The 26,402-nt window shown below is 60.7% G+C and carries 23 protein-coding genes and 2 pseudogenes; 18 read left to right on the top strand and 7 right to left on the bottom strand.

All coding sequences use genetic code 11. From position 1 onward, the window contains the following. Positions 1-67 precede the first annotated feature (67 nt). Both NE852_RS26695 and NE852_RS26700 read left to right on the top strand, forming a co-directional pair. Positions 68-1,252: an HlyD family secretion protein gene (locus NE852_RS26695; RefSeq protein ID WP_008536387.1), complete on the top strand. Its 1,185-nt coding sequence runs from the start codon at positions 68-70 to the stop codon at positions 1,250-1,252. A gap of 24 nt (positions 1,253-1,276) precedes the next feature. Next, on the top strand, positions 1,277-2,860 hold the full coding sequence (locus tag NE852_RS26700; protein WP_008536388.1) for a DHA2 family efflux MFS transporter permease subunit: 1,584 nt from the start codon (positions 1,277-1,279) through the stop codon (positions 2,858-2,860). Positions 2,861-2,948: 88 nt separating this feature from the next. Here the strand turns inward: NE852_RS26700 and NE852_RS26705 are convergent, their stop codons facing one another. Then, on the bottom strand, positions 2,949-3,818 hold the full coding sequence (locus tag NE852_RS26705; RefSeq protein ID WP_008536389.1) for an aldose 1-epimerase family protein: 870 nt from the start codon (positions 3,816-3,818) through the stop codon (positions 2,949-2,951). 105 nt (positions 3,819-3,923) lie between these two features. After that, the gene (locus NE852_RS26710; RefSeq protein ID WP_008536390.1) at positions 3,924-4,253 is read right to left on the bottom strand and encodes a DUF6665 family protein; all 330 of its coding nucleotides are present in this window, start codon (positions 4,251-4,253) and stop codon (positions 3,924-3,926) included. A gap of 140 nt (positions 4,254-4,393) precedes the next feature. Between NE852_RS26710 and NE852_RS26715 the strand changes: the two genes are divergently transcribed. From NE852_RS26715 to NE852_RS26730, 4 genes and pseudogenes are all read left to right on the top strand, one after another. After that, a complete protein-coding gene (locus tag NE852_RS26715; protein ID WP_008536391.1) occupies positions 4,394-6,016 on the top strand; it encodes an ABC-F family ATP-binding cassette domain-containing protein in 1,623 nt (540 codons plus the stop codon). Positions 6,017-6,036: 20 nt separating this feature from the next. Further along, positions 6,037-6,126, top strand: a pseudogene (locus tag NE852_RS26720) (VOC family protein); the annotation flags it as partial. Positions 6,127-6,187: 61 nt separating this feature from the next. Beyond that, positions 6,188-6,777 (top strand): annotated as a pseudogene (locus NE852_RS26725) (hypothetical protein). A 102-nt stretch (positions 6,778-6,879) separates the two neighbouring features. Then, positions 6,880-7,044, top strand: a complete 165-nt coding sequence (locus tag NE852_RS26730) for a DUF1328 domain-containing protein (RefSeq protein WP_003571841.1) — start codon at positions 6,880-6,882, stop codon at positions 7,042-7,044. A 54-nt stretch (positions 7,045-7,098) separates the two neighbouring features. On the opposite strand, the gene NE852_RS26735 is transcribed toward NE852_RS26730, so the two are convergent. Both NE852_RS26735 and NE852_RS26740 read right to left on the bottom strand, forming a co-directional pair. Next, a complete protein-coding gene (locus NE852_RS26735; protein WP_258156955.1) occupies positions 7,099-7,464 on the bottom strand; it encodes an EF-hand domain-containing protein in 366 nt (121 codons plus the stop codon). Between the two features lie 17 nt (positions 7,465-7,481). Then, entirely contained in the window at positions 7,482-7,727 is a 246-nt protein-coding gene (locus NE852_RS26740) for a membrane protein (RefSeq protein WP_008536396.1), read from the bottom strand. Positions 7,728-8,307: 580 nt separating this feature from the next. Between NE852_RS26740 and NE852_RS26745 the strand changes: the two genes are divergently transcribed. Continuing rightward, positions 8,308-8,829 (top strand): DUF992 domain-containing protein, encoded by a 522-nt coding sequence (locus NE852_RS26745; RefSeq protein ID WP_008536397.1) that lies wholly within the window; start codon positions 8,308-8,310, stop codon positions 8,827-8,829. A gap of 182 nt (positions 8,830-9,011) precedes the next feature. On the opposite strand, the gene NE852_RS26750 is transcribed toward NE852_RS26745, so the two are convergent. Continuing rightward, entirely contained in the window at positions 9,012-9,941 is a 930-nt protein-coding gene (locus NE852_RS26750; protein ID WP_258156956.1) for a LysR family transcriptional regulator, read from the bottom strand. A 74-nt stretch (positions 9,942-10,015) separates the two neighbouring features. On the opposite strand from NE852_RS26750, the gene NE852_RS26755 reads away from it, so the two are divergent. From NE852_RS26755 to glpK, 10 genes are all read left to right on the top strand, one after another. Beyond that, positions 10,016-10,933: a DMT family transporter gene (locus NE852_RS26755; protein WP_008536402.1), complete on the top strand. Its 918-nt coding sequence runs from the start codon at positions 10,016-10,018 to the stop codon at positions 10,931-10,933. A 116-nt stretch (positions 10,934-11,049) separates the two neighbouring features. Continuing rightward, positions 11,050-11,823, top strand: a complete 774-nt coding sequence (locus NE852_RS26760; RefSeq protein WP_008536403.1) for a DeoR/GlpR family DNA-binding transcription regulator — start codon at positions 11,050-11,052, stop codon at positions 11,821-11,823. A 196-nt stretch (positions 11,824-12,019) separates the two neighbouring features. Further along, positions 12,020-13,534 (top strand): glycerol-3-phosphate dehydrogenase, encoded by a 1,515-nt coding sequence (glpD, locus tag NE852_RS26765; RefSeq protein ID WP_258156957.1) that lies wholly within the window; start codon positions 12,020-12,022, stop codon positions 13,532-13,534. A gap of 41 nt (positions 13,535-13,575) precedes the next feature. Further along, entirely contained in the window at positions 13,576-14,655 is a 1,080-nt protein-coding gene (locus NE852_RS26770; protein ID WP_008536405.1) for an ABC transporter ATP-binding protein, read from the top strand. Between the two features lie 9 nt (positions 14,656-14,664). Next, a complete protein-coding gene (locus tag NE852_RS26775; protein ID WP_008536406.1) occupies positions 14,665-15,735 on the top strand; it encodes an ABC transporter ATP-binding protein in 1,071 nt (356 codons plus the stop codon). Positions 15,736-15,737: 2 nt separating this feature from the next. Then, positions 15,738-16,604 carry a carbohydrate ABC transporter permease gene (locus NE852_RS26780; RefSeq protein ID WP_008536407.1) on the top strand — a complete coding sequence of 289 codons (867 nt, stop codon included), beginning with the start codon at positions 15,738-15,740 and terminating at the stop codon, positions 16,602-16,604. A gap of 1 nt (position 16,605) precedes the next feature. Then, the gene (locus tag NE852_RS26785) at positions 16,606-17,517 is read left to right on the top strand and encodes a carbohydrate ABC transporter permease (protein ID WP_037175592.1); all 912 of its coding nucleotides are present in this window, start codon (positions 16,606-16,608) and stop codon (positions 17,515-17,517) included. Next, positions 17,517-17,813, top strand: a complete 297-nt coding sequence (locus NE852_RS26790) for a DUF2160 domain-containing protein (RefSeq protein WP_008536409.1) — start codon at positions 17,517-17,519, stop codon at positions 17,811-17,813. Before NE852_RS26785 ends, NE852_RS26790 begins: the two co-directional genes overlap by 1 nt. 81 nt (positions 17,814-17,894) lie before the next feature. After that, positions 17,895-19,619: an ABC transporter substrate-binding protein gene (locus NE852_RS26795; protein ID WP_008536410.1), complete on the top strand. Its 1,725-nt coding sequence runs from the start codon at positions 17,895-17,897 to the stop codon at positions 19,617-19,619. Between the two features lie 152 nt (positions 19,620-19,771). Further along, positions 19,772-21,274 (top strand): glycerol kinase GlpK, encoded by a 1,503-nt coding sequence (glpK, locus tag NE852_RS26800; RefSeq protein ID WP_258156958.1) that lies wholly within the window; start codon positions 19,772-19,774, stop codon positions 21,272-21,274. A 104-nt stretch (positions 21,275-21,378) separates the two neighbouring features. Here the strand turns inward: glpK and NE852_RS26805 are convergent, their stop codons facing one another. Continuing rightward, positions 21,379-23,361: a protein-L-isoaspartate(D-aspartate) O-methyltransferase gene (locus tag NE852_RS26805; protein WP_258156959.1), complete on the bottom strand. Its 1,983-nt coding sequence runs from the start codon at positions 23,359-23,361 to the stop codon at positions 21,379-21,381. Between the two features lie 32 nt (positions 23,362-23,393). Further along, on the bottom strand, positions 23,394-23,609 hold the full coding sequence (locus NE852_RS26810) for a hypothetical protein (protein ID WP_245270884.1): 216 nt from the start codon (positions 23,607-23,609) through the stop codon (positions 23,394-23,396). Positions 23,610-23,987: 378 nt separating this feature from the next. Here NE852_RS26810 and NE852_RS26815 point away from each other — a divergent pair, with 378 nt between their 5' ends. Beyond that, positions 23,988-26,348 carry a methyl-accepting chemotaxis protein gene (locus NE852_RS26815; protein WP_258156960.1) on the top strand — a complete coding sequence of 787 codons (2,361 nt, stop codon included), beginning with the start codon at positions 23,988-23,990 and terminating at the stop codon, positions 26,346-26,348. Positions 26,349-26,402 lie beyond the last annotated feature (54 nt).

A 26,402-nucleotide genomic window follows, 5' to 3' on the forward strand; every position in this document is an offset into this window, starting at 1 on the left:
AGTGAAGCTGACGTGAATTCGAAGGCCGCAGCCGGTAGCGACAGCGACCAGTAACAGGAGAAAGGCAATGTCCATCAAAACGCTGCAGGCTCTGAACAATAACGCGCCTGTCACGGAAACCACGGCGGAAGCCGCGCCGGCAACCCTTGATGCCGGCAACACGCCACGCATTGTCGAAGCTGCCGCCGTTTTGGAGCCTCCCGCCCGTAAGCGCCGTGGCCGCGGACTGTTGCTGGGTGCGACCGCCATCGCCCTAGTCGCCACCGCCAGCTATTACGGCCATAGTTACTGGACCGCCGGCCGCTTCGAGATTTCCACCGACGACGCCTATGTGAAGGCCGACAATACGACCGTCGCACCAAAGGTTTCGGGCTACATCGCGGAAGTGCTCGTCAGCGACAACCAGATGGTCAAGGCGGGTCAGCCGCTCGCACGTATCGATGATCGCGATTTCCGTGCCGCTCTCGATCAGGCCAAGGCCGATGTCGCCGCCGCCGAGGCGACGCTCAATGCCAAGCAGGCCTCGCTGGATATTCAGCAGTCGACGATTGCCGCGGCTCGCGCCACAGTCGAGGTCGACAAGGCAAACGAGACCTTCGCGGAACAGAACAACAAGCGTTACGCCAATCTCGCCACCAGCGGTTATGCGCCGGTTCAGACGGCGCAACTGGCCGCTTCCGCCATCGCCGCCGCCCAGGCGACGATTGTACGCGACAATGCTGCCCTCGATGCCGCCGTCAAGCAGGTCGATCTTCTCAATGCCGAACTCGCCCAGGCGAAGGCAACGCTCGCCCATGACCAGGCCGTCCAGCATCAGGCTGAACTGAACCTCTCCTATGCAACGATTACCGCCCCTGTCGACGGGACCGTCGGTAACCGGACGCTGCGGGTCGGCCAGTATGTCCAGGCGGGTACACAGCTGATGTCGGTTGTACCCACGAGCGCGGTCTATGTGATCGCCAACTACAAGGAAACGCAGCTGACCGATGTTCGCGCTGGCCAGCGGGTGGATATCGAGGTCGATACTTTCCCGGGCCGCATCTATCGGGGCCGTGTCGACAGCCTTGCTCCGGCAAGCGGTCAGGAATTCGCGCTTCTACCTCCCGACAACGCGACCGGCAACTTCACCAAGGTCGTTCAGCGCATTCCGGTCAAGATCGTGCTGGACGGCGAAGCCGCCAAAGGCGACTTGCGACCCGGCATGTCCGTTCAGCCGAGCATCGACACCAAGGCCGATGCCGACCGCAGTTAAGCGCGGGGATTGGGAGATCGTGTCATGTCCACTATCGCAGCAACAGCCGCCCCCATATCGCAGCCGGGCGCCGGCACCAAGGAATGGATCGCCGTTCTCGCCGGCATGATCGGCGCCTTCATGGCGATCCTCAACATCCAGATCACCAACGCCTCTCTCCTCGACATCGAGGGCGGCATCGGCACGGGCGTCGACAACGGCGCCTGGATTTCGACATCCTACCTGATCGGCGAGATAGTCGTTATTCCGCTGACGGCCTATTTCAGCAATGTCTTCTCGTTCCGCCGCTATATCCTCGTCAACTCCATCCTCTTCCCCCTGTTTTCGATGGCCTGTGCCTTCGCCCACGATCTCGGCACGATGATCTTGTTGCGTGGCCTGCAGGGCTTTGCAGGCGGCGTGCTGATCCCCATGGCGTTCACCATGGTTCTCACCAAGCTGCCGAAGAGCCAGCAGCCGCTCGGCCTTGCCATCTTCGCCCTGTCGGTCACTTTCGCTCCGGCCATCGGCCCGACCATCGGCGGTTACCTGACCGAGAATTACGGCTGGCAAACGATCTTCTTCATCAACACGATCCCGAGCCTCATCATGGCGGCGGCTCTCGCGCTGACGCTGGAAAAGCAGCCGATGCAGCTTCATCTTCTGAAGGAAGGCGACTGGGCCGGCATCTTTACCATGGCGATCGGCCTCTCGGCGCTGCAGACAGTGCTGGAAGAAGGCAACAAGGACGACTGGTTCTCTTCGCCCTTCATCATCAAGCTCAGCATCGTCGCCTTCGTCTTTCTCGCTGCCTTCATCTGGATCGAGCTGACGGTCAAGAAGCCGTTGGTCAAGCTGCGGCTGCTCACCCAGCGCAATTTCGGTATCGGCGTGCTGGTCAACGTTCTGGTCGGCGTCGCGCTCTTCGGTACAGTCTATATCCTGCCGCAATATCTCGGCCAGGTGCAGCGTTATAATGCCGAGCAGATCGGCAACGTGCTCGCCTGGACCGGCCTGCCGCAGCTGTTGCTCATTCCGCTTGTGCCTGTTCTCATGAAGCGTTTCGACGCCCGCTATATCGGCTTCCTCGGCATCTCGATCTTTGCGATCAGCTGCTTCATGAACATCATGCTTTCGGCTGACAATGCCGGCGACCAGTTCTGGATCCCGAATATTGTCCGTGCCATCGGCCAGGCCCTGGTGCTGACGCCGATCACCGCTATCACGACGGCCGGCATTGCTCCATCAGATGCCGCCGCCGCCTCTGGCCTCACCAACATGCTGCGCAATCTTGGCGGCGCGGTCGGCACCGCTTCGCTCGGCACCATCCTGACGAAGCGCGAACAGTTCCATTCTAATATCATCGGCCAGTCGATCTCGCTGAGCCGTGACGAAGTTCGCGATCGCCTGGGCAAGCTTACCGGCTACTTCATCCAGCATGGCGTCACCGATCCGGCTGTCGCATCGCAGAAGGCGGTCGTCGCGATCGGTCAGGTCGTCAAGCGCCAGGCATTGATCCTGGGCTTCAGCGATACTTTTGCTGTCATCGGCGTGGTGCTTGCAGTGGCGGCGGTTGCCCTGCTCCTCACCAAAAGGCCGCAGGCCGGCGGCGGTGCGGGCGTCCATTGAAACCCGCCGGACGCGGCAGGAAGATCCTCCGTACGAAGAAAGCCCTCCTTTGCACTTCACATGCGAAGGAGGGCTTCACTCGTGAACGCTACTGGCCGATCTCGACCGTGAAGGCGAAACGCGCAACAGCGCCCGGTGCAAGCAGCGTCGTCGAAGGCCGCTGCGACAGCTCGCTCGAAGCCCCGGCTTGCGCAGCCGTGCCATGCCATGGCTCGACGCAGAGGAAGGGCGCGCCCGGCTTGGTCCAGAGAGCGAGGTTGGGCAGGTTTTCGAAGCGGAACCGCAGGCTCGGCCCGCCTTCGGCGCCGTAGCGCAGCCCTCCGCCCGCACCCTTGGGGAAGATCATCGCATCCTGCTCGAACATCGCGTGATCCAGAACCAGACGTCCGGCATGGAACGGCGAAGGCAGCGCTGCGGGGTTGATAAGGCCGCCCGCCAGCCGCACGAGCTCCGGCTCGCCCTGATTGTCGAGCGTGATGATGTGGGCGCGCCCGGTAGCGCCGGGCAACGGCCAGGCGAAGGCGGAGTGGAATCCAAGCCCGAAGGGCATTGTCTTCCGGTCGCGGTTGGTCACCTCGGCGCTGACCGTCAGCGCCCGGCCTTCCACCGCATGCTCCACGGCCAGCAGAAAATCGAATGGATAGACCGCCCGGGTACTCTCCGAGGCGGCCAGCTCATACCGGCACATCGTTGCCGTCGACGTCGCGAGGGTAAACTCGCTGCGGCGGGCAAAACCATGCTGAGCCATCGGATAGACCGTGCCATCGATCGCAACCTTGTCGTCCGGCGCCTTGCCGACGATCGGAAACAGGATCGGCGAGCGTCCGGTCCAGAAGGCGGCGTCGCCCGTCCATAGCCAGGAGCGTCCGTCGCTTGATGTAAGCGCCTGCATCTCGGCGCCGAGGGAGGAGACATCGACGGTGAGATCCTGATTGCCGATCCGGATTGAGGCTGGCATCGCAATTCCCTTTCGTAGGTTGGTACCAAGTCATCTCTTTTCCGCACCGGTGATTTCCACTCAATCGGTGAGGGTCATAATCACACGCCAGTCGGCGCTCATTCGTTACTTCCGCATCGCGCCCAATCTCGCGATCACTTCATTCGGAATTTCATAGCGCTGAATGGCGTCGCGGTTGTTTCTCAATCCGCAGATCTCACGCTGGATGAAGAATGCCCAGACCGCATCGGAGGCTTCATTGAGAAGTCTCTCGCGTTCCCCGGCGCTCTGGCGCTCGCCAGTCCAGGCTTTCAGGGCGGCGAGTGCGGCCTCCACCTTCAGCCCGTGACGCCCGAGTGAATCGGCGCGTTCCGACATCAACTCGTATTCGAGTACGTTGAAGCCGTTCCTGTCCTGCTGGGATTGTCTGAAAGACTGCGGCGGGCGAACGCTCATCGGCACGGATTCCTTGTCAGCGTATGCGACAACATTATCCAATCCGCACTCGGAGATCGAGAGGGTCAGCAACGGACCTAGCCCGCCGTTTCCCCGCGTGGTAAGGGCGCCGTAACTTTCTTTCAGGCCTAGCGCACATCATGATTCGTATCGAGAATATCAGCAAGCAGCTCAGTCACCGGATCCTCTTCATCGAGGCTTCCGCAGCGCTCAACAAGGGCGAGAAGATCGGTCTCGTCGGTCCGAACGGCGCCGGCAAGACGACGATCTTCCGGATGATCAACGGCGAAGAGCAGCCCGACGAGGGCCAGGTCTCCTGTGAGAAGGGCGTCACGATCGGCTACTTCAACCAGGATGTCGGCGAAATGGCCGGCCACAGCGCCGTCGCCGAGGTGATGAATGGCGCAGGCCCGGTCAGTATCGTTGCCGCCGAGCTGAGGGAGTTGGAAGCCGCCATGGTCGACCCCGACCGGGCCGGCGACATGGAAGAGATCATCGAGCGTTACGGTGAGGTGCAGGCCCGTTATGAGGAACTGGACGGCTATGCGCTCGACGGGCGCGCCCGCGAAGTGCTGGCGGGCCTGAGCTTCAGCCAGGAGATGATGGACGGCGACGTCGGTGCGCTGTCGGGCGGCTGGAAGATGCGCGTGGCGCTTGCCCGCATCCTGCTAATGCGTCCCGACGTCATGCTGCTCGACGAGCCGAGCAACCATCTCGATCTCGAAAGCCTGATCTGGCTGGAGGAGTTCCTGAAGGGCTATGAAGGCGCGTTGCTGATGACGTCGCACGACCGCGAATTCATGAACCGCATCGTCAACAAGATCCTCGAGATCGACGCCGGTTCGCTGACCTCCTATTCCGGCGACTATGAATTCTACGAGCAACAGCGGGCGCAGAACGAAAAGCAGCAGCAGGCGCAGTTCGAACGCCAGCAGGCGATGCTCGCCAAGGAAATCAAGTTCATCGAGCGGTTCAAGGCGCGCGCATCGCATGCCTCGCAGGTGCAGAGCCGCGTGAAAAAGCTGGAGAAGATCGACCGGGTCGAGCCGCCCAAGCGCCGCCAGTCGGTCGCCTTCGAATTCCAGCCGGCGCCCCGCTCCGGTGAAGACGTGGTCAACCTGAAGAACGTCCATAAGAAATACGGCAGCCGAAGCATCTATGAGGGGCTTGATTTCATGGTGCGGCGCAGGGAGCGCTGGTGCATCATGGGCATCAACGGCGCCGGAAAATCGACGCTGCTGAAGCTGGTGACCGGCACGACCGCGCCCGATCAGGGCAGCGTCGCTCTCGGCGCCAGCGTCAAGATGGGTTACTTCGCCCAGCACGCCATGGACATTCTCGACGGCGAACGCACCGTCTTCCAATCGCTGGAAGACCGTTTCCCCCAGGCGGGGCAGGGGCCTTTGCGCGCGCTTGCCGGATGTTTCGGCTTTTCCGGCGACGATGTGGAGAAAAGGTGCCGGGTGCTTTCGGGCGGTGAAAAGGCCCGGCTGGTCATGGCCATGATGCTGTTCGATCCGCCGAACCTGCTTGTGCTCGACGAGCCGACGAACCATCTCGACCTCGACACCAAGGAAATGCTCATCAAGGCGCTCTCTCAATATGAGGGCACCATGTTGTTTGTCTCGCACGACCGGCATTTCCTGGCGGCGCTCTCCAACCGCGTTCTGGAGCTGACGCCTGACGGCATCCACCAGTATGGCGGCGGCTACACCGAATATGTAGCGCGCACCGGCCATGAGGCGCCCGGCCTGCGGAGCTGACGGCTGTTTTTGAGGTGCCCGGTCCCGTCGATCGGCCGTGGGGACGCCGCACCGCGGCCTTCGCGGATTCGTCGGGCCATGCCTGGAAAGTCGCGCAGGAACTGGCTTAGCCGCATGCCGGTTCGCGTGAGCGAAGAACAGCTTCGGCCGTTATTGCGACCGCTTGCCACGATGATGACCCAATTCCGTGGTGTTCGGGACCCTCTTCAGACAATCGGGGCGGGCGCATCGGCATGGACTGGATCAATCGTTACATCGATCAGCCGTTATTGAACGGTGCGGCAACCTTGCTACGGAGTTGGCACAGCCGCACGGGCCAGCCGCCGGAGCTGCTGGAGCCGACGTGGAACCTTGCCGTGCTCTCCCTTCTCCTGATCGCGAGCGGACAAGTCATGGCCGGCAGGCCTTTCGCGCTCAGCGTTGTCGCGCTGATCATGTTGGCCCTGCCTTCCGCACGTAAACTGCTTTCGGTGGTGAAGGCGGGGAAAAATGTCTACGGCGCTCGGGAATACAAATCCCTGAGAGCGCGTGCCGTCACCAAACGCGAGGCGGAGTGGTCGGTGCGGATCATCGTGCTGTTCGCAGCCGCTTGCCTTCCCTTCATTGCCCGCATCGACGACCCGATAGGAGCCTCCTTCATGCTCGGTGCGAGCATCTGGTTCGTGCTGACGGGGCCGCTCAAGGCCTATCTCGAGGCGGCCGAGCCTCCGGAGCCGAATGAAGGCGACCGGATGTATAGCGGCGCGTTTCAGTTCGGCTGAACAGAAGTCGGTGCGGCGCTCCCCGCGCCGGTTGTGAGACGGGCAGGGAACCAAAAGTGGGCAGTCTCCGTTATTAGCGCAGCAACGTAAGAGGAGATCGCGATGCTTTACTACGCTTTGGTATTTCTCGTCGTGGCCTTGATTGCCGGCGTCCTCGGATTTGGCGGCATCGCTGGGGCTTCAGCTTCCATCGCCCAGGTTCTGTTCTTCATTTTCCTGGTGCTGTTCGTCGTATCGCTCGTCATGCGCTTCATGCGAAGAGTATAGTGCCGACGGATCACGTATAAGAACCCGGCGAAACGCATCCGCCGGGTTTTTCATTTATTGAAGATTGCCGTTCTGATCCCGGTCCGCCGTTGCGAAATCGGCCATCACCCGTTGCATGAACTCGCTCTTGCTGATGCGCCCATCGCGGTTCGTATCCGTCAGGGTGAATTGCTCGACGGTCAGGATTTGCGCCGTTTCGCCGGCCTGCAGGCTGCCGTCCTTGTTCTTGTCGAGATTTCCGAAGGCCGTGCCCATGAAGGCTTCATATTCGGAACGATCGACCGTCTTGCTGGAGTTGGCGTCGAGCCGGTCCATCTGCCCCTGATACATCGAGGCGGGTTGCTGGGATGCGGGCTGCTGGGCGAGTGCATCGGCATATTGACACAATATGACTGCCGTCACCAAAGCCAAGGTTTTCATTGTTCAATCCTCCCCAATCATTTGCAAGTCAGGCGATTGCCGACGAAACCGCCGCCGGCTATGCCGCCGCCGATGGCGAGCACCTGGCCGGTGCCGGCCCCGATCGTGCTGCCGATCAGACCGCCGACGATCGCGCCGCCGACGGTGCCGGCAATACATCCGAATTCAGAATTCCGATCCGAGACGGCCTGTGACGTTGTCCCGGACTGACAGGCTGAAATGGCCAGGCTTCCCGCCAGCATGATGGTTGTGCGAATGCGCATTTTTCCCTCTCGGTGAACTATACGCCGCCACTTCAAATAGAGATCGGCGGGCGTGCTGTTGTGCGGTCCCGGCAAAAATAATCTTCTGGGTATGGGTCACGAATTTCACGCGGCATTGCTGTCAAAGTGAAAACAGAACACCGGAAGAACATGCAGAAATTCTACGGCAACGCCGGACAATGCCCTTTGTTTCTCCCTGCGATGGCCTCTGCAGGGGGGAAGCTTCCGAATACTACTGCTATACATCCGGTGTGGCAACCTTAGCGATCATCGACGACAGTATCTGATCGACAGGGCTGGCATGCGCCGGACCCGGGCCGACTGCCGGGCCGATCGAAACCGTGCCTTTTCTGCAACCATGCCGGACAAGATCGTCAATTGGCTTGGGTTGCGGCACGGTGCCTTCGAAATGTCCTAAAGCGGGTCGAACCGTAAACCTGTTGTCGCTTGCGCCCCTCCATGCGCTTTCACATGCGATGCGGAAATGGCGCCGGTTTGGGATCGTTTTGCGGTTCCGTCCGTTATCTGATGTCGGGCAGCCGGGTATATGCTCCCGTCACGATTTGAGAAGGAGAGACTTATGAATAAAACTCTTGCGACGGCGTTTGCCGCGGTATCGCTGACTATTGCCGGCGCGGGGGCGGTAAGTGCCGCCGACCTCGTCACGAAGACATATGAAGAGCCGGACCTGCGCAACGGCGTGAAAATCGGCTATCTCACCTGCGATATCGGCGGCGGCACGGGTTATGTGCTCGGTTCATCCAAGGAAGCCGATTGCATCTTTCAGTCGACCGTCGGCAATGAGCTTCTTGATCGCTATACCGGCGAAGTCAGAAAGCTCGGCATCGACCTCGGCTTCACCACGCGCAGCCGCCTGATCTGGGCCGTGTTCGCGCCGACGGCCGGTTATCATCGCGGATCGCTTGCCGGCCTTTATGTCGGCGCCACCGCCGAAGCAACACTCGGCGCCGGCGTCGGCGCCAATCTCCTGGTCGGGGGCACCTCCGGCTCGATCCATCTGCAGACGGTCAGCCTGACCGGCCAGCTCGGCCTCAACGTTGCCGCCGGCAGCGCATCGATGACGCTCACCCCGACGAACTGACGGGTCTTTGACGCGCCCCGCCGGATCGCGGCGGGCGCCCCCTCGTCGAAAGCCGGATCACGACGTGATGGACATTGCTCGGCTGCCGTCATCCATGCCTCGGATGACGGACGACCTTGGGTGAACATTAAACCGGATCGATTCATCATCGATCCCATCCATCAAATGCCGGGGCTAAACAACTAGGTTTTCGCCCGGCCGGGCGCGATGAAGGCGGCGATCGTCTCCTCGTCATGGCCGGCCTCGCGCAGGAAGCGCCCGGCAAATTCGATGGCCGGGCTTCGAAGCGCATCGTCCGGGCGGATCAGGTGAAAGGCCACGTTGTTGTCGAGCGTGCGCTCCGACACCTTGACGATGCGCCCTGCGGTCAGCGCCGCATCCGAGAGCGGCGGGCGGGCAAGCGCGATGCCCAGTCCCTGGGCGCAGGCATCGATTACCAGATTGTAGTCTTCGAAGCGCCGGTCCTGGCCGCGCGGGATATAGTCGATACCCTCGCGCGCGAGCCAGCGGCGCCAGCCTTCGATATTCGAATCGTGAAGGATCGGCAGATCGAGCAGCGAAAGGGCATCGGAGCGTTGTCCGAGCCGCTCCGCCAGGACAGGGGCGGCGATCGGAAAGGATTTCTCCTGCCAGAGCGGCAGCGCGCGCACGCCGGCCCATGGCCCCTTGCCACAGCGAATGGCGAGATCCGTGCCTTCGCCGAAATCGGCCAGCCGGTGTTCGAGCGTCAGTTCGACATGCAGCTCGTCGCCTTCGAGCTTCGGCAGGCGCTGGAACAGCCACAACGAAGCGACCGACGGCGTTACAGAAAGGCGCACCACCGCCTTGCTGGGCCGGGGCAGCCAGCGTTCGCCGGTGTTGCCGAGCAGGGAGAGCGCTTCCTCGGCGCGCGCGAAAAACCGCATGCCCTCCGGCGTCAGGCGGACGCCGCGGGCTTCGCGCGCAAACAGGCGCACACCCATCCAGCGCTCCAGCCGTGAGACCTGTCGCGATACGGCGCCATGGGTGATGCCGCTTTCCTCGGCGGCGGCGGAAAACGATCCGAGCCGGGCGGCGCGGGCAAAGGTCTCGAGGGTATCGAGCGGCGGAAGCACGGGCGAGCTGTGAACCATACGCACATTTGATCATCGATTGCGATGCTTTTCAAGCACGCATCGAAGGCTTAATTCATTGTCGCAAAGGATAGATGGAGGCGAAAATGAGCATGGCGGCAAGCACACCGGTTTCGGCGAAACAACAAGGTACGTTCGATTTTGTGGCCTTTGCGGCGATCGTCGTCACCATCCTCTTCTGGGCTTCTTCTTTCGTGGTGATCCGTATCTGCCTTGGGCCGCTGACGCCGATCGAACTGGCGACGGCGCGTTATGTGGCGGCTGGGGTCCTTGCCCTTGTCTATCTCGCCATCTACCGGCCGATGCCGGAAAAACGCGATGTCCTACGCCTCTCGGTTGCCGCCGTGCTCTTCATCGCCGCCTATGCGGTGCTGTTGAACACCGGCGAGCAGACCGTTGCGGCGGGACCGGCGAGCTTCATCATCAACACCATGCCCGTTTTCACCGCGCTCATCGCGACATTCGCGCTCGGCGAGCGTTTCGGCCGCTGGGGCTGGGTGGGCACTGCGGTTTCCTTCGGCGGTGTGGCGGTGATCGCGGTCGCGTCCGACGGCGGCTTCAAGCTTGATCCGAACGCCGTGCTCATCCTCGGTGCCGCACTCTGCTCGGCGATCGCCAGCGTGCTGCAGAAGCCGATCCTCGGCCGGCTGCCGGCGCTTGCCGTCACCGCCTGGATCCTGCTGATCGGCTCCGTGCCGCTCTTTCCGGCAGTTCCGGCGACGGTCCGGGCTCTGGCGGCAGCACCGGCGGAAGTGAACTGGGGTGTCGCCTACCTCGTCATCTTCCCGACCGCGATCGGCTATCTTACCTGGGCCATCGCATTGAAGCGGCTGTTGGCCGCGCGCGCTGCGAATTTCCTCTACGGCGTCCCGCCGGTCGCAACGCTGATCGGCTTCGTCTGGCTCGGCGAGGTGCCGACGGTGCTGGGTGCCGTCGGCGGGGTCATGGCGATCCTCGGCGTGGTCGTTGTCAACGTGATGCGGAAGCGGTAACCGCACCTGACGCGGCGGCGCGCCACATTCGGCGTATTGAAGCCGGCCACCGACAAATAAGCATTGCGTCGCCCTTCGCTTTCTTTCAAAACGAAAGCAGATCGAAAGGGGCGCCTATGTTCTTGACCGACCGACAAACTGAAATCGTGGCGATTGCGAAATCGAGCGGCAGGGTTCTGGTCGAGGAGCTCGCCGCCCGTTTTTCGGTGACGCCGCAGACGATCCGCAAGGATCTGAACGATCTCTGCGATGCGCAGGTGCTGACGCGCATCCATGGCGGCGCGACATTCCCGAGCGGGACGGAGAACGTCAAATACGAGGCGCGGCGGCAGATTGCCGCCTCCGAGAAGCAGGCGATCGGTCTTGCGGCAGTCGACCTAATCCCAAGCGGAGCCTCGCTCTTCATCAATATCGGCACGACGACCGAGGCGGTGGGAGAGGCGCTCGCCAATCATCACGAGCTGATGGTGATCACCAATAATATCAACGTTGCCAATAGATTGCGGCTGTTCCCGGCGATCGAGGTGGTGATCGCCGGCGGGGTCGTGCGAGGTTCGGACGGCGGCATCGTCGGCGAAGCGGCCGTCGATTTCATCCGCCAGTTCAAGGTCGACTACGCCGTGATCGGCGCGTCTGCGATCGATATCGACGGGGCGCTGCTCGACTACGATTTTCGCGAGGTGAAAGTCGCCCAGGCGATTATCGCCAATGCCCGGCATGTCATCCTCGTCGCCGATTCGACGAAGTTCGAACGCACCGCGCCGGTCAGGATCGGCCAGCTTTCCCAAGTTCATACCTTCATCACCGACTATTGTCCGCTGCCGTCGATCCGCAATCTGTGTCTCGAAAACAATGTGAAACTAATCGAAACCAGTGGCAGATCGCGTTAGGCGCTCGGTGCCTGAGTGCTTCATTTTCAAGCATTCCTGGGAAAGCCTCTGGTCATTTTCTTCCGAAAACGCTTCCGGGAGCGATCTGCGAAAACATTCGTTTGACATTCGCATTTCTTTCGTTTTAACTGATGTTACTTTCGCAATTGCGCAAATTTTGTGCGATGCGAAATCCGCAGCAGGCTCGGAGGGGAAGTTGGGCCCGGAAATTCACGACATATTCGTCATCGGCGGCGGCATCAACGGCTGCGGGATCGCGCGTGATGCCGTGGGCCGCGGTTATTCCGTGGCGCTGGCGGAAATGAACGATTTCGCTTCGGGCACCTCCTCGGGCGCGACCAAGCTCATCCATGGCGGCCTGCGTTATCTCGAGCATTACGAATTCCGCCTGGTGCGTGAATCGTTGATGGAGCGTGAAATCCTCTGGGCGATGGCGCCGCATATCATCTGGCCGCTGCGCTTTGTGCTGCCCTATCATAAGGGCGGCATTCGCCCGGCGTGGCTGATCCGGCTCGGCCTCTTCCTTTACGATCATCTCGGTGGTCGCAAGCTGCTGCCGGCGACATCCGTGCTCGACATGCGCAAAGACGTGGCCGGCAAGCCGTTGAAGGCGTTGTTTACGCGGGCTTTCGAATATTCCGACGGCTGGGTCGACGACGCCCGCATGGTGGTGCTGAACGCCCGCGATGCCGCCGACAAGGGGGCGACCATCCTGCCGCGCACCAAGGTGGTTGCGGCCAGGCGCGAGAATGGCCTCTGGCACATCGAAACCATCGATACGGTCACCGGCCGCAATGGCAGCCATCTGGCCCGCATGCTGGTCAATGCCGCAGGCCCCTGGGTCGACCACGTCATCCGCTCGGCCTTCGGGCAGAACGAGGCCCGCCATGTCCGCCTCGTCCAGGGCAGCCATATCATCGTGAAGAAGAAGTTCGACGATCCCAGAGCCTATTTCTTCCAGAATCCCGACAACCGCATCATCTTCGCCATCCCCTATGAGGGCGAGTTCACCCTGATCGGCACCACCGATCGCGACTACACCGCCGATCCCAAGGATGTCAGGATTTCCGAGGAAGAAACGGTCTACCTCTGCAATGCGGCCTCTGAATATTTCAAGGAGCCGGTCAGGCCCGAGGATATCGTCTGGACCTATTCGGCGGTCAGGCCGCTTTATGACGACGGCGCCTCTAAGGCCCAGGAAGCGACGCGCGATTATGTGCTGAAAATCGAGGGCGAAGGCGAGGCTGCGCCGCTGCTCAACGTCTTCGGCGGCAAGCTCACCACCTATCGCCGGCTTTCCGAACATGCGCTGGAGAAAATCGGTGCCGCGATCGGCGTCAAGGGCGCGCCCTGGACGGCCAAGAGCCATCTGCCGGGAGGCGACTTCCCGGTCAAAGGGTATGAGGCCGAGGTCGCCAAATTGAAACGGCGTTATGCCTTCCTCGCCGACACACACGCGCGCCGGCTGGTGCGCCGCTACGGCACGAGGGCCGAGGTGCTGCTCGGCGATGCCAGGGGTCCCGGGGACCTCGGACGGCTGTTCGGCGGCGATCTCTATGAGGCTGAGGTCACCTACCTCGTTGAATATGAATGGGCCCGGCACGCCGATGACGTGCTGTGGAGGAGAACGAAGGATGGTCTGCGCCTTTCCAAGGAGCAGGCACAGTCACTGGAGGAGTACATGGCTGCCAGACCGGCGATGGCCGGATAAGAGCCATGTGATCCCCGCTGCGTGGAGGCACGGGAACAGGAATGCTGGAACTGCGAAACGCCGCCAAGATGGTGGGGGCGGACTATCACATCTATCCGACCGATCTGGTCCTCGAGCGGGGCACGCTGAACGTCCTGCTCGGGCCGACGCTGTCGGGCAAGACGTCGCTGATGCGGCTGATGGCTGGGCTCGACCGTCCGACCGCCGGCTCCGTCCATTTCGATGGCGCCGACGTCACCGGCATGCCGGTGCAGAAGCGCAATGTCGCCATGGTCTACCAGCAGTTCATCAATTACCCGGCGCTGACCGTCTACGAGAACATCGCCTCGCCGATGCGCATATCGGGTAAGGATGCCGCCACGATCGACCGCGAGGTGCGCAAGGCGGCCGAACTTCTGAAGCTTACGCCCTATCTCGATCGCACGCCGCTCAATCTCTCCGGCGGCCAGCAGCAGCGTACCGCGCTTGCGCGCGCACTCGTCAAGAACGCCAGCCTCGTGCTGATGGACGAGCCGCTCGCCAATCTCGATTACAAGCTGCGTGAAGAGCTGAGGCAGGAATTGCCGCGCATCTTCGCCCAGTCCGGCGCGATCTTCGTCTATGCCACGACGGAACCCTCCGAAGCCTTGTTGCTCGGCGGCAATACGGCAGCGCTCAACGAGGGCCGGATCACGCAGTTCGGCCCGACGATCGAGGTCTATCGCAATCCCCTCGATCTGACGACGGCGAAAACCTTTGCCGATCCGCCGCTGAATTTTATCGATCTGGTCAAAGCGGAAGGCAATTTTCTGCGCGACGGCGTTGTGATTTTTGCAGTGCCGCCGCACCTTCAGAACGTGCCGGATGGGCCGGCAACGATCGCGTTTCACCCGCATCATCTTGCACCGACCGCCCAGACGGCCGATTCGGCGCGGCTGACAGCACGGACACAGATTTCGGAAATTACGGGGTCGGAAAGTTTCGTGCATCTGCAATTTGCCGACACCCGTTGGGTGATGCTGGCGCACGGCATCCACAATATCGACCCGGACGCGGATCTCTCCGTTTTCATCGACACGCGCCACCTGATGGCGTTCGGCGCGGACGGCCGGGCGATCACCACTGCCAGGCAGAGGGGCTAGGAGAAGATCATGGCACGTATCACCCTCGATCATATTCGACATGCCTATGGGCCGAACCCGAAGAGCGAGAAGGACTACGCTCTTAAGGAAGTGCACCACGAGTGGAACGATGGCGGCGCCTATGCGCTGCTCGGACCTTCAGGCTGCGGAAAGACCTCGCTGCTCAATATCATTTCCGGCCTTATTCAGCCGTCCGAAGGGCGAATTCTGTTCGACGGACAGGACGTTACCAACCTGCCGACGCAGCAGCGAAATATTGCGCAGGTATTCCAGTTTCCGGTGATCTACGACACGATGACCGTCTATGACAATCTGGCTTTCCCCTTGCGCAATCGCGGAGTGGCGGAGCCCGATGTTGATCGTCGTGTCCGCGAAATATTGGAGATGATCGATCTTGCAGGCTGGGCCAAGCGACGCGCCCGTGGTTTGACGGCGGACCAAAAGCAGAAGATTTCGCTCGGCCGCGGCCTCGTGCGCTCGGATGTGAACGCGATTCTCTTCGACGAGCCGCTCACTGTTATCGATCCGCATATGAAATGGGTGCTGCGATCGCAGCTGAAACGGCTGCATAAGCAGTTCGGTTTTACGATGGTCTATGTCACGCATGACCAGACGGAAGCGCTGACCTTCGCCGACAAAGTCGTGGTGATGTACGATGGCGAGATCGTACAGATCGGCACGCCGGCCGAGCTCTTCGAGCGTCCGAGCCATACCTTCGTCGGCTACTTCATCGGTTCTCCGGGCATGAACTTCATGCCGGCCAGGGTGGAAGGCCGCACGGTTCGGATCGGTGAGCATGCGCTGACGCTCGATTATGCGCCAAAGACTTCGGCTGCGGCCAAGGTAGAGCTTGGAATCCGGCCAGAGTTTATCCGGGTCGGTCGCGAGGGCATGCCTGTGACGGTCAGCAAGGTGGAAGATATCGGCCGGCAGAAGATCGTTCGTGCGCAGTTTGCCGGCCAGCCGATCGCGATCGTCATCCCAGAAGACGGCGACATTCCGGCTGATCCACGGGTGACCTTCGAGCCATCGGGTATCAGTATCTATGCCGACTCTTGGCGCGCCGCACCGGAGGCTTGATCATGGAAAAAACCTGGAACAACAAAGCTTGGTTTCTGGTCCTGCCGGTCCTCGTGCTCGTGGCATTTTCGGCGGTCATTCCCTTGATGACGGTTGTGAACTATTCCGTTCAGGACACTTTCGGAAACAACCAGTTCTTCTGGAACGGAACGGACTGGTTTACCCAAATCCTGCATTCCGACCGTTTCTGGGCCGCCCTGCAGCGAAATCTGATTTTTTCGTTGATCATTCTCGCTCTTGAGATCCCGCTCGGTATCTTCATTGCGCTCAACATGCCGAAATCGGGCATCGGCGTGCCGGTGTGCCTGGTTCTGATGGCGCTGCCACTGCTGGTCCCGTGGAACGTTGTCGGCACGATCTGGCAGGTGTTCGGCCGCAACGACATTGGTTTGTTCGGCTATTACCTCAATGCCATCGGCATCGATTACAACTATGTGCAGGATCCGCTCGACGCCTGGGTGACGATCATCATCATGGATGTCTGGCATTGGACGAGCCTGGTTGTCTTGCTCTGCTATGCCGGTCTCGTTTCCATTCCTGATGCTTTCTATCAGGCAGCCAAGATCGACGGAGCGTCTCGTTGGGCTGTGTTCCGCTATATTCAGCTGCCGAAGATGAAGCGCGTTCTTCTGATCGCCGTGCTGTTGCGCTTCATGGACAGTTTCATGATCTACACCGAGCCTTTTGTCGTCACTGGCGGCGGTCCCGGCAATTCGACCACGTTCCTGTCGATCGATCTGGTCAAGACCGCCCTCGGACAGTTTGACCTCGGTCCGGCCGCCGCCATGTCGCTGATCTATTTCCTGATCATCCTGCTGCTTTCGTGGGTGTTCTACACCGTCATGACAAGCCACGACGCGGAGAATTGAAATGAGCGCCTCTAACGAAACGACAGCGAGCCGAAAGATCTCTGGCGTTACCAGCGTCGCAAGCGGTCTCTCCTCCGATGAAGTCAGCCGTCTGATGCGCCGGCGCGGCGAGGAATCGCGCTGGTGGTGGCTGGTTCCGACGATCTACATCATCGTGCTCCTGCTGCCGATCTATTGGCTCGTTAACATGAGCTTCAAGACCAATGCGGAAATCGTCAATTCTCTGACCCTTTATCCTCATAACCCGACGATCGCTAATTACGTGACGATCTTCACGGAGAAGGCGTGGTATTCCGGCTACATCAATTCAATCACCTATGTCGTGATCAACATGGTGATCTCGGTGTCAGTCGCGCTGCCGGCGGCCTATGCCTTCTCCCGTTATCGGTTCCTGGGCGACAAGCATCTTTTCTTCTGGTTGCTGACCAACCGCATGGCGCCGCCGGCAGTCTTTGCCCTGCCGTTCTTCCAGCTCTACTCGGCCTTTGGACTGATCGATACGCACATCGCTGTGGCATTGGCGCATTGCCTCTTTAACGTGCCGCTTGCGGTCTGGATCCTTGAAGGCTTCATGTCGGGCGTGCCGAAGGAAATCGACGAAACGGCCTATATCGATGGCTACTCGTTCCCGCGATTTTTCCTGAAGATTTTCACGCCGCTGATTGCGAGCGGCATAGGTGTCGCCTGCTTCTTCTGCTTCATGTTCTCCTGGGTCGAGTTGCTGATCGCGCGGACGCTGACGACGACCGACGCAAAGCCGATCGCTGCCACCATGACCCGCACCGTCTCTGCATCCGGCATGGATTGGGGCCTGCTCGCCGCCGCGGGTGTTCTGACCCTGATCCCAGGGGCGCTGGTGATCTGGTTTGTGCGTAATTACATCGCCAAGGGCTTCGCCCTGGGGAGGGTTTGATGAGCTTTTCGCTTCCCGATTTTTCATGGATGGCATGGACCTGGCCGACGGCCGCTTTCTTCATCGTTATCGTATTGCTGCTGATCGGCATGGGGGTCTGGGAGTATGCCGCACCGGGCGGTAACCCGCGGATCGGAATCCTGCGCTTCGAGACGACGCGCGGTGACCGGCTTTTCCTTTCGCTGCTCGGCAGCGCCTTTATCCATCTTGCCTGGCTTGGTCTCGCGGGATCAAGCCTCTGGTGGGCTCTCGCTCTCTCCGTTGTCTACGCCGTCGGCGTATTCCGTTACGTGTGAGGCAAACTGATGCAGATGGCCGGGGGTATTTCTGGCCGCCTGAGACGTGAAGACTGCAATCGCAAACCCTGGGAGGATATTATGCGAAGGCATTTATTGACGACGACAGCAGCGGTACTGCTGGCCATGACCGGGTCGGCCTATGCCGGCATGGACGAGGCAAAGACTTTCCTGGATAAAGAGATCGGCGACATGTCGACGCTCTCTCGCGCCGACCAGGAAAAGGAAATGCAGTGGTTCATCGATGCTGCGAAGCCTTTCAAGGGTATGGAGATCAAGGTTGTTTCGGAAACCTTGACCACTCACAAGTATGAGTCCGAGGTTCTGGCTCCGGCCTTCACTGCGATCACCGGCATCAAGGTCACACACGACGTCATTCAAGAGGGTGACGTTGTCGAAAAGATCCAGACGCAGATGCAGACGGGGCAGAACCTTTATGACGGCTGGGTCAACGACTCCGACTTGATCGGTACTCACTGGCGCTATCAGCAGGTGCGCAACCTGACCGACTGGATGGCCGGCGAAGGCAAGGACGTTACCAACCCCGGCCTCGACATCAACGACTTCATCGGCACCAAGTTCACGACCGCGCCGGACAAGAAGCTCTACCAGCTTCCCGACCAGCAGTTCGCCAACCTCTACTGGTTCCGCTACGACTGGTTCAACGACGAGAAGAACAAGGCCGATTTCAAGGCGAAATACGGCTACGATCTCGGCGTTCCGGTCAACTGGTCGGCCTATGAGGACATTGCTGAATTCTTCACCGGCCGTGACGTCAACGGCAAGAAGGTCTTCGGCCATATGGACTACGGCAAGAAGGACCCGTCGCTCGGCTGGCGCTTCACCGACGCCTGGCTTTCGATGGCCGGCAACGGTGACAAGGGTCTGCCGAACGGTCTTCCGGTCGACGAATGGGGCATCAAGGTCGACGAGAAGTCGCGTCCGGTCGGTTCGTGCGTCGCGCGCGGCGGCGACACCAACGGCCCGGCATCGGTCTATTCGATCCAGAAGTATCTCGATTGGTTGAAGGCGTATGCACCGCCGGAAGCTCAGGGCATGACCTTCTCGGAATCCGGTCCGGTGCCGTCACAGGGTAACGTCGCGCAGCAGATCTTCTGGTACACGGCGTTTACCGCAGACATGGTCAAGCCTGGCCTGCCTGTTATGAATGAGGACGGTACGCCGAAATGGCGCATGGCACCGAGCCCGCATGGCGTTTACTGGAAAGACGGCATGAAGCTCGGTTATCAGGACGTCGGTTCCTGGACCCTGATGAAGTCGACCCCGACGGATCGTGCGAAAGCCGCGTGGCTTTATGCACAGTTCGTGACCTCAAAGACGATCGACGTGAAGAAGAGCCAGCTCGGTCTCACCTTCATCCGCGAATCTACCATTCGCGACAAGAGCTTTACGGAGCGTGCTCCCAAGCTCGGCGGTCTGATCGAGTTCTATCGTTCGCCGGCCCGCGTTCAGTGGTCGCCGACCGGTACCAACGTGCCCGACTATCCGAAGCTGGCTCAGCTTTGGTGGCAGGCTATCGGTGACGCATCTTCCGGCGCCAAGACACCGCAGGAAGCGATGGATTCTCTCTGCGGCGAGCAGGAGAAGGTCATGGGCCGTATCGAGAAATCGGGCGTCCAGGGCGATATCGGCCCGAAGCTCGCCGAAGAGCATGATCTCGCTTACTGGAACGCGGATGCGGTGAAGAAGGGCAACCTTGCGCCGCAGCTGAAGATCGAGAAAGAGAAGGAAAAGCCGGTCACTGTCAACTACGACGAACTCGTCAAGAGCTGGCAGTCGAAGTAAGGCGGACCTCGGCCGGAGGCGACGAGGCTTCCGGCCATTCACTTCCTGCCACCGGCTACGGCCGGTGGCCCCTACAATCTTTCTCTTATGAAACCTCCGCATCCTGCTGCTCAGCAGCGGGCTGAGCTGTTTCGTGCGAGCCGGAGACGGATATGAGCGGCTATATTCTTTCGATCGATCAGGGCACCACGTCTTCGCGTGCGATCATCTTCGATGGCAGCATGAAAATGGTCGGCTCGGCCCAGACGGAGATCACCCAATATTATCCGCAGCCCGGATGGGTGGAGCACGACGCCGCCGAAATCTGGCGGTCCGTCGTCGATACGGCGCGCAAGGCGATCGCCGATGCCGGCATCGAGGCTGCCAATATCGCTGCGATTGGCATCACCAACCAGCGTGAGACGGCGGTCGTCTGGGATCGCAAGTCCGGCACGCCGCTCCACCGCGCGATCGTCTGGCAGGACAGGCGCACGGCCGAAATGTGCGAGAGCCTCAAGGCCGACGGATATGAGAAGCTGTTCAGCGCCAAGACCGGCCTGCTGCTCGATCCCTATTTTTCCGGCACGAAGCTGCGCTGGCTGCTCGACAATGTCGATGGCCTGCGGGAAAAGGCGGAGGCGGGCGAGGTCTGCTTCGGCACGATCGACAGCTGGCTGATCTACAATCTGACAGGCGGGCGCGTCCACGCCACAGATGCGACCAATGCCTCGAGAACGCTGCTTTACAATATCGATGACGGCGCATGGGACGAAGAGCTTCTCGGCATTCTCCGTATCCCCGCCGCGATGCTTCCCGAAGTAAAGGAATGCGCCGATGATTTCGGCCGCGTCGACAAGGCTCTGCTTGGTGCGGAGTTACCCATTCTAGGGGTCGCCGGCGACCAGCAGGCGGCGGCGGTGGGCAATGCCTGCTTCGAGCCCGGCATGATGAAATCCACCTATGGCACCGGCTGCTTTGCCCTGCTGAATACCGGCAGGGATCGCGTTTCCTCGTCGAACCGGATGTTAACGACGATCGCCTGCCGACTTGACGGCGAGACGACCTATGCGCTGGAAGGCTCGATCTTCATTGCGGGTGCGGCTGTGCAATGGCTGCGCGATGGCCTCGGCATCATCAATCAGGCCTCGGAAGCCGGGGTTCTGGCGACCAAGGCCGATCCCGGACAGCAGGTCTATATCGTTCCGGCCTTCACCGGTCTCGGCGCTCCCTATTGGGATCCCGCCGCACGCGGCGCGATCTTCGGCTTGACGCGCAACAGCGGCCCGGCGGAATTCGCCCGTGCCGTGCTCGAATCCGTCGCCTACCAGACGCTCGACCTGCTGGTGGCGATGAAGAAGGACTGGGGCGCCAACCAGCTGGAAACGGTGCTGCGCGTCGATGGCGGCATGGCGGCTTCGGATTGGACGATGCAATGCCTGGCCGACATCACGGGAAACCCCGTCGACCGCTCGGCGATCCGCGAGACGACGGCGCTCGGCGCCGCTTGGCTCGCCGGTTCGAAGGTCGGCATCTGGCCCGGCAGGCGGGATTTCGCCCGGGCCTGGTCCTGCGATCGCCGCTTCAGCCCTTCGATGGAAGAGACCGAGCGGCAGGGCAAGATCATCGGCTGGAAGAATGCCGTATCGCGAATGATTTCGGAAAGCTCGGCGGGATAGCATCTTTTTCCGGCGCTGCCGGGCATTTCATCGGAATCTCCCGATTGATGAGCCGACAAACCTCCCGGCAAGCCGAGAGTTCCCGCCTCTTCGGCGGTCGTCTCCTAAAGGCCGTAAGGAAAAGTCTCCGGATCACCGGTGCCGGGATCCTGCGGCGCCAGCGGAGTAAGCGCGTGGGTTTCGTCGAACCAGAGGAAGGCGTCATATTGCCGTGACAGCGATGTCAGCATGTAGTGGCTCAGTCGTTCCGTTTCCGGCCGGTAGATGACGCCGATGAAGCGCTGGAGCCGCTGTTCGACGAGGCTTGCATGCAGTTGTTCGTCGGCTTTGAGATCGAGAAGAAATCTGGGCTTTCCGCAATCGTGGCATAGGCGCTCGTAGCTCTGCGGGAGCGACGGGTTCATCGGCTTTTTCTCGGCCTGTCCATCCCAATCGTCTGCGGCAATCACCTCGCCGGAATGCGTTCCTAACCCGATGAGGCTGGTCATTCCATCGAAACGCTGTCGGCACAGCTGGCCGAGGTTCCGCTCGTCACGGGCAGCCGCCATCTCGGTATAGCGGGCATCGCCGATATGCGAGTTGTGGGCCCATATGATGATCTTTGCAGCCGGTCCGTGAAAATCGAGGAGATGTTCGACGGTGTCGGCCATATAAGTGTCGCGGAGATTCCAGGCTTGCGAGCCGCCGTAATACATGACGCGGTAATATCGCTCGGCGGCGGCAAGCAGCCTTGCCGACTGGGCGGCATTCAGGAAATCATCGCCGTTGGAGGCCGTATCCTCCAGCGATCGCGTCAGGAGCTCGGTGCATTGTTTCAGCACGGCCTCCTCGCATGATCTATAGGCATCGGTGAGGACGGCTCTGCCATAAGTCGCCGGGTTGCTCTGCCAGGGGCTGAGGCAGCCATAGCGTTCCCGGGCGATCCCGGCGGTTTCCGGGTCGGCACGTTCGAGATAGTCGAGGACGGAGCGGATCGATTCCGACATATTGTAAAGATCCAGGCCGTAAAACCGTATCGGATCTGCCCGCGACGCTTTGCGGCGGTCGTTTTCCTCCTTCATCCAGCGAGCGAAACCTGAAAATTCCAGGTTCCGCCACATCCACTTGGGAAAACGGCTGAACGGCGGGCTGCCTTTCGTCGTCCGGCCGTTTATTCGATGGTCGAGCGTTGCCGCGTCCGGCCAATCCGCTTCGACCGCGATCAAGTTGAACCCGTAATGCTCGATCAGATGGCGGCTGACGGCAGCCCGTGCTTCATAGAACTCGGCGGTGCCATGGGTGGATTCGCCGAGCAGAACAATGCGGCTTTCGGCAAACCTATCGAAAAAGGCGGCAAAACGTCTATCGTCGACCGACGAAAATTCTTCCGCGGCCTCTCGGATGAGTTCGCAGGGCGCCTTTTCGGCATGCAACGACGGGGTGGTCGCGGTGTACATCGGATGTTCGGCGGTCCAGGCGTCTTCGCCGATCAGCGGAACGAAGAGTACGCCGCCCAAATCTTCCTCCTCGAAGGTCGTGGCCGCTGTCCGCCTGATGCGTTTCAGGCGCTGTGCGTGGTCGCGACCCACGGGGATGATCAGCCGTCCTCCGAGATCCAGCTGCTCTTTCAGGGCAGGAGGTACCTCGGGCGCGCCCGCGGAAACGATAATGGCATCGAAGGGAGCGGCTTTCGCCCAGCCCTTGCTGCCATCGCCCACCCGAACGTCGATATTGTCGTATCCGAGCTTCTCGAACCGCTCCCGCGCCTGGAGCGCCAGCCTTTCATGGCGTTCGATGGAATAGACATGCCTTGCGATGCGGCTGAGGAGCGCCGAAGCGTAGCCGGAGCCCGTTCCGACCTCGAGCACCTTGTCGCCGGCCTTGAGATCGGCCTTTTCGATCATCAGGGCCACGATGAATGGCTGCGAAATGGTCTGGCCGTCGCCGATCGAAAGCGGCGCATCCTCGTAAGCGAATTCCTCGAAGCCCGGATCGACGAATTTTTCGCGGGGCACCATGCGCATCGCATTGGTGACGCCGCGATCGCGAATGCCGCGGCGCGTCACGAGGTGCTCCACCATGCGATCTCGGATGCGCGTCATGTCCATGGATCACCCTCGTTCGTCGACTGGCCGGGAAGCTAGGCTTCCACCTCGCCGTAAAGCTGACCGCAGATTGACAGTGATCTGCGCATCGCAGCGATGCGGTCTTCGGCATCCCTGGAAGAATAGGCCCAAATTTCGGTCGCCCAAGTCTTGCCGTCCATCTCGTATTCCAGGGCGAATCTGTAGAGCTGCCGGTTCTCAACGTCCGTGGTCACGAAGGCGGCATCGGGATCATCGCGACTGTTTCTCATTCTGCTGAAGCTTAGCACATTCACAGCATGCTCCTTGGATGCATGTCATCGTCGCGGCTTGCCAAGGGGCGCCGTTTCTCGATGGCTAACCATGTCGTCCGGATTTCGTTCCCTTCATCCTGCCGGATAAGAAAACGCCCGCGCCCGAAGGGCCTAAATCCCAGGTTTCCGATATCGGCCGATCTTCCACGCACGTCTTGCAAGATGAAGGCGCGATGATAAACCCGTAAAAATCAGGGGAGAGCGAAGAGTTTCTTAATTGTGCTCGGATAAAATATTTCAAATTCGACTTTTTGCACCTGCGAAATATTTGACAGCCGACGGGGCGGAAGAGTTGATCCGGCAGAATTGGGATCGTCACAGTACTTGGGGCAGGGGATGCTGTTTAAATCAACGACTGGTCGTAATTTGTTCTCGATTGCCGCCTGCGGCGTTGTCGCCGTTGTTGCAGCTTCGGGTGTCCTATTCTACAGCTCATACCACGCCATTCGCACGGAAAGCATCGAGCAGATGCGGCAGATCGCCCGCTCGGAGGCCGTGGCGGTCGAAAGAGATATTGGCGGCACGGTCCACATCGTCGACAGTCTCGACACGGTTCTGTCGACGATGAAACAGACCGGAGATGCCGACCGCGCGAGGGCCGACAAGATCCTGACGAATATGCTTGAGGCCAATACGAACGTCCTTGGGACATGGACGGGCTGGGAGCCGGACGCCTTCGATGGAAAGGACAAGGAGTTCGTCAACAAGGACGGACATGACCAGACGGGGCGATATATCCCCTATTGGGTTCGCAGTGGCGGGCAAATTACGCATGCCGCTTTGACGGACTACACGGTTTCTGGTCCCGGCGATTATTATCAGATCCCGTTCAGGACGGGCAAGACGACCGTCATCGAGCCCTATCTCTATGCGATCGACGGCAAGGACGTGCTGATGACCTCGGTCGCCAAGCCGATCGTCATCGATGGCAAAGCGGTTGGAGTGGCAGGGCTCGACCTTTCTCTTCAGGATACCAACAAGGCCTTTTCGCAGGTTCATCCGATGGAGACCGGCTTCATCAGCCTGGTGACCAGCGCGGGAAAGATCGTCAGCCACCCCAACGCCGGCCTTATCGGGAAAAATCTCTCCGAGGCAGGAGCCGAAACGGCAGGCTGGGAGCATCTGATCGCCAATCCCGGTCAGGAGCGTGAAGTCACGGGCCAGGATGGCACGGTGTCGCTGGCCGTGGTCGTCCCGGTCAGGCTTGCGGAAAGCTCGAACTGGTTTGCGATCGTGTCCGTACCCAAGACGACGCTCTTTGCCCATCTCGACACGATCATGCGGCACGCGGCGATCAGCACCGGCGTGGCCGCAGTTCTATTGGGCTTGGTCGGATGGCTGATTGCGCGCCGCTTCGTCAGCCGGATTTCCAGCGTGATCGATGAGACCGCCGGGATTGCAGCCGGAAAGCTCGACGTCCGGATCAGCGGCGTCGACGCACGCGATGAAATCGGGGATCTCTCGCGCTCCCTGGAGGTCCTCCTGGAAGGCAACCGCCAAAAGGCGCAGCTGGAAGCCGAGGCGGAAGCTGGTCGGGTACAGCAGGACCAGGAACGTTCCGAGCGGACACGGGTCGCCCAAGCCCAGGAAGCGGACGTCAAATTTGCCGTCGGTGAACTGGCGCTTGGTCTGGCTAGACTGGCGGAAGGTGATATGACGGTCGCGCTGGAAAAGCCTTTCACGCCGGCGCTCGATGAAGCCCGAACCAATTTCAATGAGTCGGTCGTCAAACTGCGTTCGGCAATGACGTCGTTCTCGCAGAATGCGCAGGTGATACAGGCCGGCGCGGACGAAATTCGTGCGGCCGCCGACGACCTTGCGCGACGGACGGAACAGCAGGCTGCCTCTGTCGAGGAGACCGCCGCGGCGCTCGAACAGATCACCACATCGGTCAAGGATTCCACTGTTCGCGCCGAGGAAGCGGGATCCATGGTCACGCGCACCAAGGAGAACGCCGAGCGCTCGGGTCAAATCGTCCGCAGCGCGGTGGAAGCAATGCACGACATCGAGCAATCGTCGAATTCGATCTCCAACATCATCGGCGTCATCGACGACATTGCGTTTCAGACCAATCTGCTTGCCCTCAACGCCGGCGTCGAAGCCGCGCGTGCGGGTGAGGCCGGCAAAGGCTTCGCCGTGGTCGCACAGGAAGTCCGTGAACTTGCCCAGCGCTCAGCCAATGCGGCCAAGGAGATCAAGGCGCTGATCATCTCATCTGGAGCACAGGTCAAGCATGGCGTCGATCTTGTCAGCCAGACAGGCGCCGTTCTCACTCGAATTGTCGAGGAAGTGCAGCAGATCAATCAGAATGTCCACGCGATCGTTCAATCCGCCCGGGAGCAGTCGACGGGGCTTCAGGAGATCAACACCGCCGTCAATCAGATGGACCAGTCGACTCAGCAAAATGCGGCAATGGTCGAGCAGTCGAACGCTGCGTCCCATACGCTCGCAACCGAAGTCACGGTCTTGTCCGACCGCCTCGCTCAGTTCCGGCTCGATGCTTCTTCAGGGGCCATCGGCCGCCATGCTGGCGCCCAGCACCATGGCGAGCAACGGCCTCGCGCAGCCCAGATTTCGCTCATCCAACGAGGAGCGGCCACGTCTCCCGCTCATGCCTTGAAACAGAGGCTGACGACGGCGTTCGGAAACGGTTCGTCTGCCACTGCTGCTGCGGACCGGCAATGGGAGGATTTTTGACGGCTGAAGCCGGCGCGCCCGACGGGTGCGATCGCGCGGATATCTGCCACCCTG

Source organism: Rhizobium sp. Pop5 (assembly GCF_024721175.1).
Taxonomy (GTDB): domain Bacteria; phylum Pseudomonadota; class Alphaproteobacteria; order Rhizobiales; family Rhizobiaceae; genus Rhizobium.

Excerpts from the sequence above, each read along its gene's own strand:
- NE852_RS26695 (WP_008536387.1), top strand. The coding sequence starts at position 68 with ATGTCCATCAAAACGCTGCAGGCTCTGAACAATAACGCGCCTGTCACG.
- NE852_RS26700 (WP_008536388.1), top strand. The coding sequence starts at position 1,277 with ATGTCCACTATCGCAGCAACAGCCGCCCCCATATCGCAGCCGGGCGCC.
- NE852_RS26705 (WP_008536389.1), bottom strand. The coding sequence starts at position 3,818 with ATGCCAGCCTCAATCCGGATCGGCAATCAGGATCTCACCGTCGATGTC.
- NE852_RS26710 (WP_008536390.1), bottom strand. The coding sequence starts at position 4,253 with ATGAGCGTTCGCCCGCCGCAGTCTTTCAGACAATCCCAGCAGGACAGG.
- NE852_RS26715 (WP_008536391.1), top strand. The coding sequence starts at position 4,394 with ATGATTCGTATCGAGAATATCAGCAAGCAGCTCAGTCACCGGATCCTC.
- NE852_RS26730 (WP_003571841.1), top strand. The coding sequence starts at position 6,880 with ATGCTTTACTACGCTTTGGTATTTCTCGTCGTGGCCTTGATTGCCGGC.
- NE852_RS26735 (WP_258156955.1), bottom strand. The coding sequence starts at position 7,464 with ATGAAAACCTTGGCTTTGGTGACGGCAGTCATATTGTGTCAATATGCC.
- NE852_RS26740 (WP_008536396.1), bottom strand. The coding sequence starts at position 7,727 with ATGCGCATTCGCACAACCATCATGCTGGCGGGAAGCCTGGCCATTTCA.
- NE852_RS26745 (WP_008536397.1), top strand. The coding sequence starts at position 8,308 with ATGAATAAAACTCTTGCGACGGCGTTTGCCGCGGTATCGCTGACTATT.
- NE852_RS26750 (WP_258156956.1), bottom strand. The coding sequence starts at position 9,941 with ATGGTTCACAGCTCGCCCGTGCTTCCGCCGCTCGATACCCTCGAGACC.
- NE852_RS26755 (WP_008536402.1), top strand. The coding sequence starts at position 10,016 with ATGGAGGCGAAAATGAGCATGGCGGCAAGCACACCGGTTTCGGCGAAA.
- NE852_RS26760 (WP_008536403.1), top strand. The coding sequence starts at position 11,050 with ATGTTCTTGACCGACCGACAAACTGAAATCGTGGCGATTGCGAAATCG.
- NE852_RS26770 (WP_008536405.1), top strand. The coding sequence starts at position 13,576 with ATGCTGGAACTGCGAAACGCCGCCAAGATGGTGGGGGCGGACTATCAC.
- NE852_RS26775 (WP_008536406.1), top strand. The coding sequence starts at position 14,665 with ATGGCACGTATCACCCTCGATCATATTCGACATGCCTATGGGCCGAAC.
- NE852_RS26780 (WP_008536407.1), top strand. The coding sequence starts at position 15,738 with ATGGAAAAAACCTGGAACAACAAAGCTTGGTTTCTGGTCCTGCCGGTC.
- NE852_RS26785 (WP_037175592.1), top strand. The coding sequence starts at position 16,606 with ATGAGCGCCTCTAACGAAACGACAGCGAGCCGAAAGATCTCTGGCGTT.
- NE852_RS26790 (WP_008536409.1), top strand. The coding sequence starts at position 17,517 with ATGAGCTTTTCGCTTCCCGATTTTTCATGGATGGCATGGACCTGGCCG.
- NE852_RS26795 (WP_008536410.1), top strand. The coding sequence starts at position 17,895 with ATGCGAAGGCATTTATTGACGACGACAGCAGCGGTACTGCTGGCCATG.
- glpK (WP_258156958.1), top strand. The coding sequence starts at position 19,772 with ATGAGCGGCTATATTCTTTCGATCGATCAGGGCACCACGTCTTCGCGT.
- NE852_RS26805 (WP_258156959.1), bottom strand. The coding sequence starts at position 23,361 with ATGGACATGACGCGCATCCGAGATCGCATGGTGGAGCACCTCGTGACG.
- NE852_RS26810 (WP_245270884.1), bottom strand. The coding sequence starts at position 23,609 with ATGAGAAACAGTCGCGATGATCCCGATGCCGCCTTCGTGACCACGGAC.
- NE852_RS26815 (WP_258156960.1), top strand. The coding sequence starts at position 23,988 with ATGCTGTTTAAATCAACGACTGGTCGTAATTTGTTCTCGATTGCCGCC.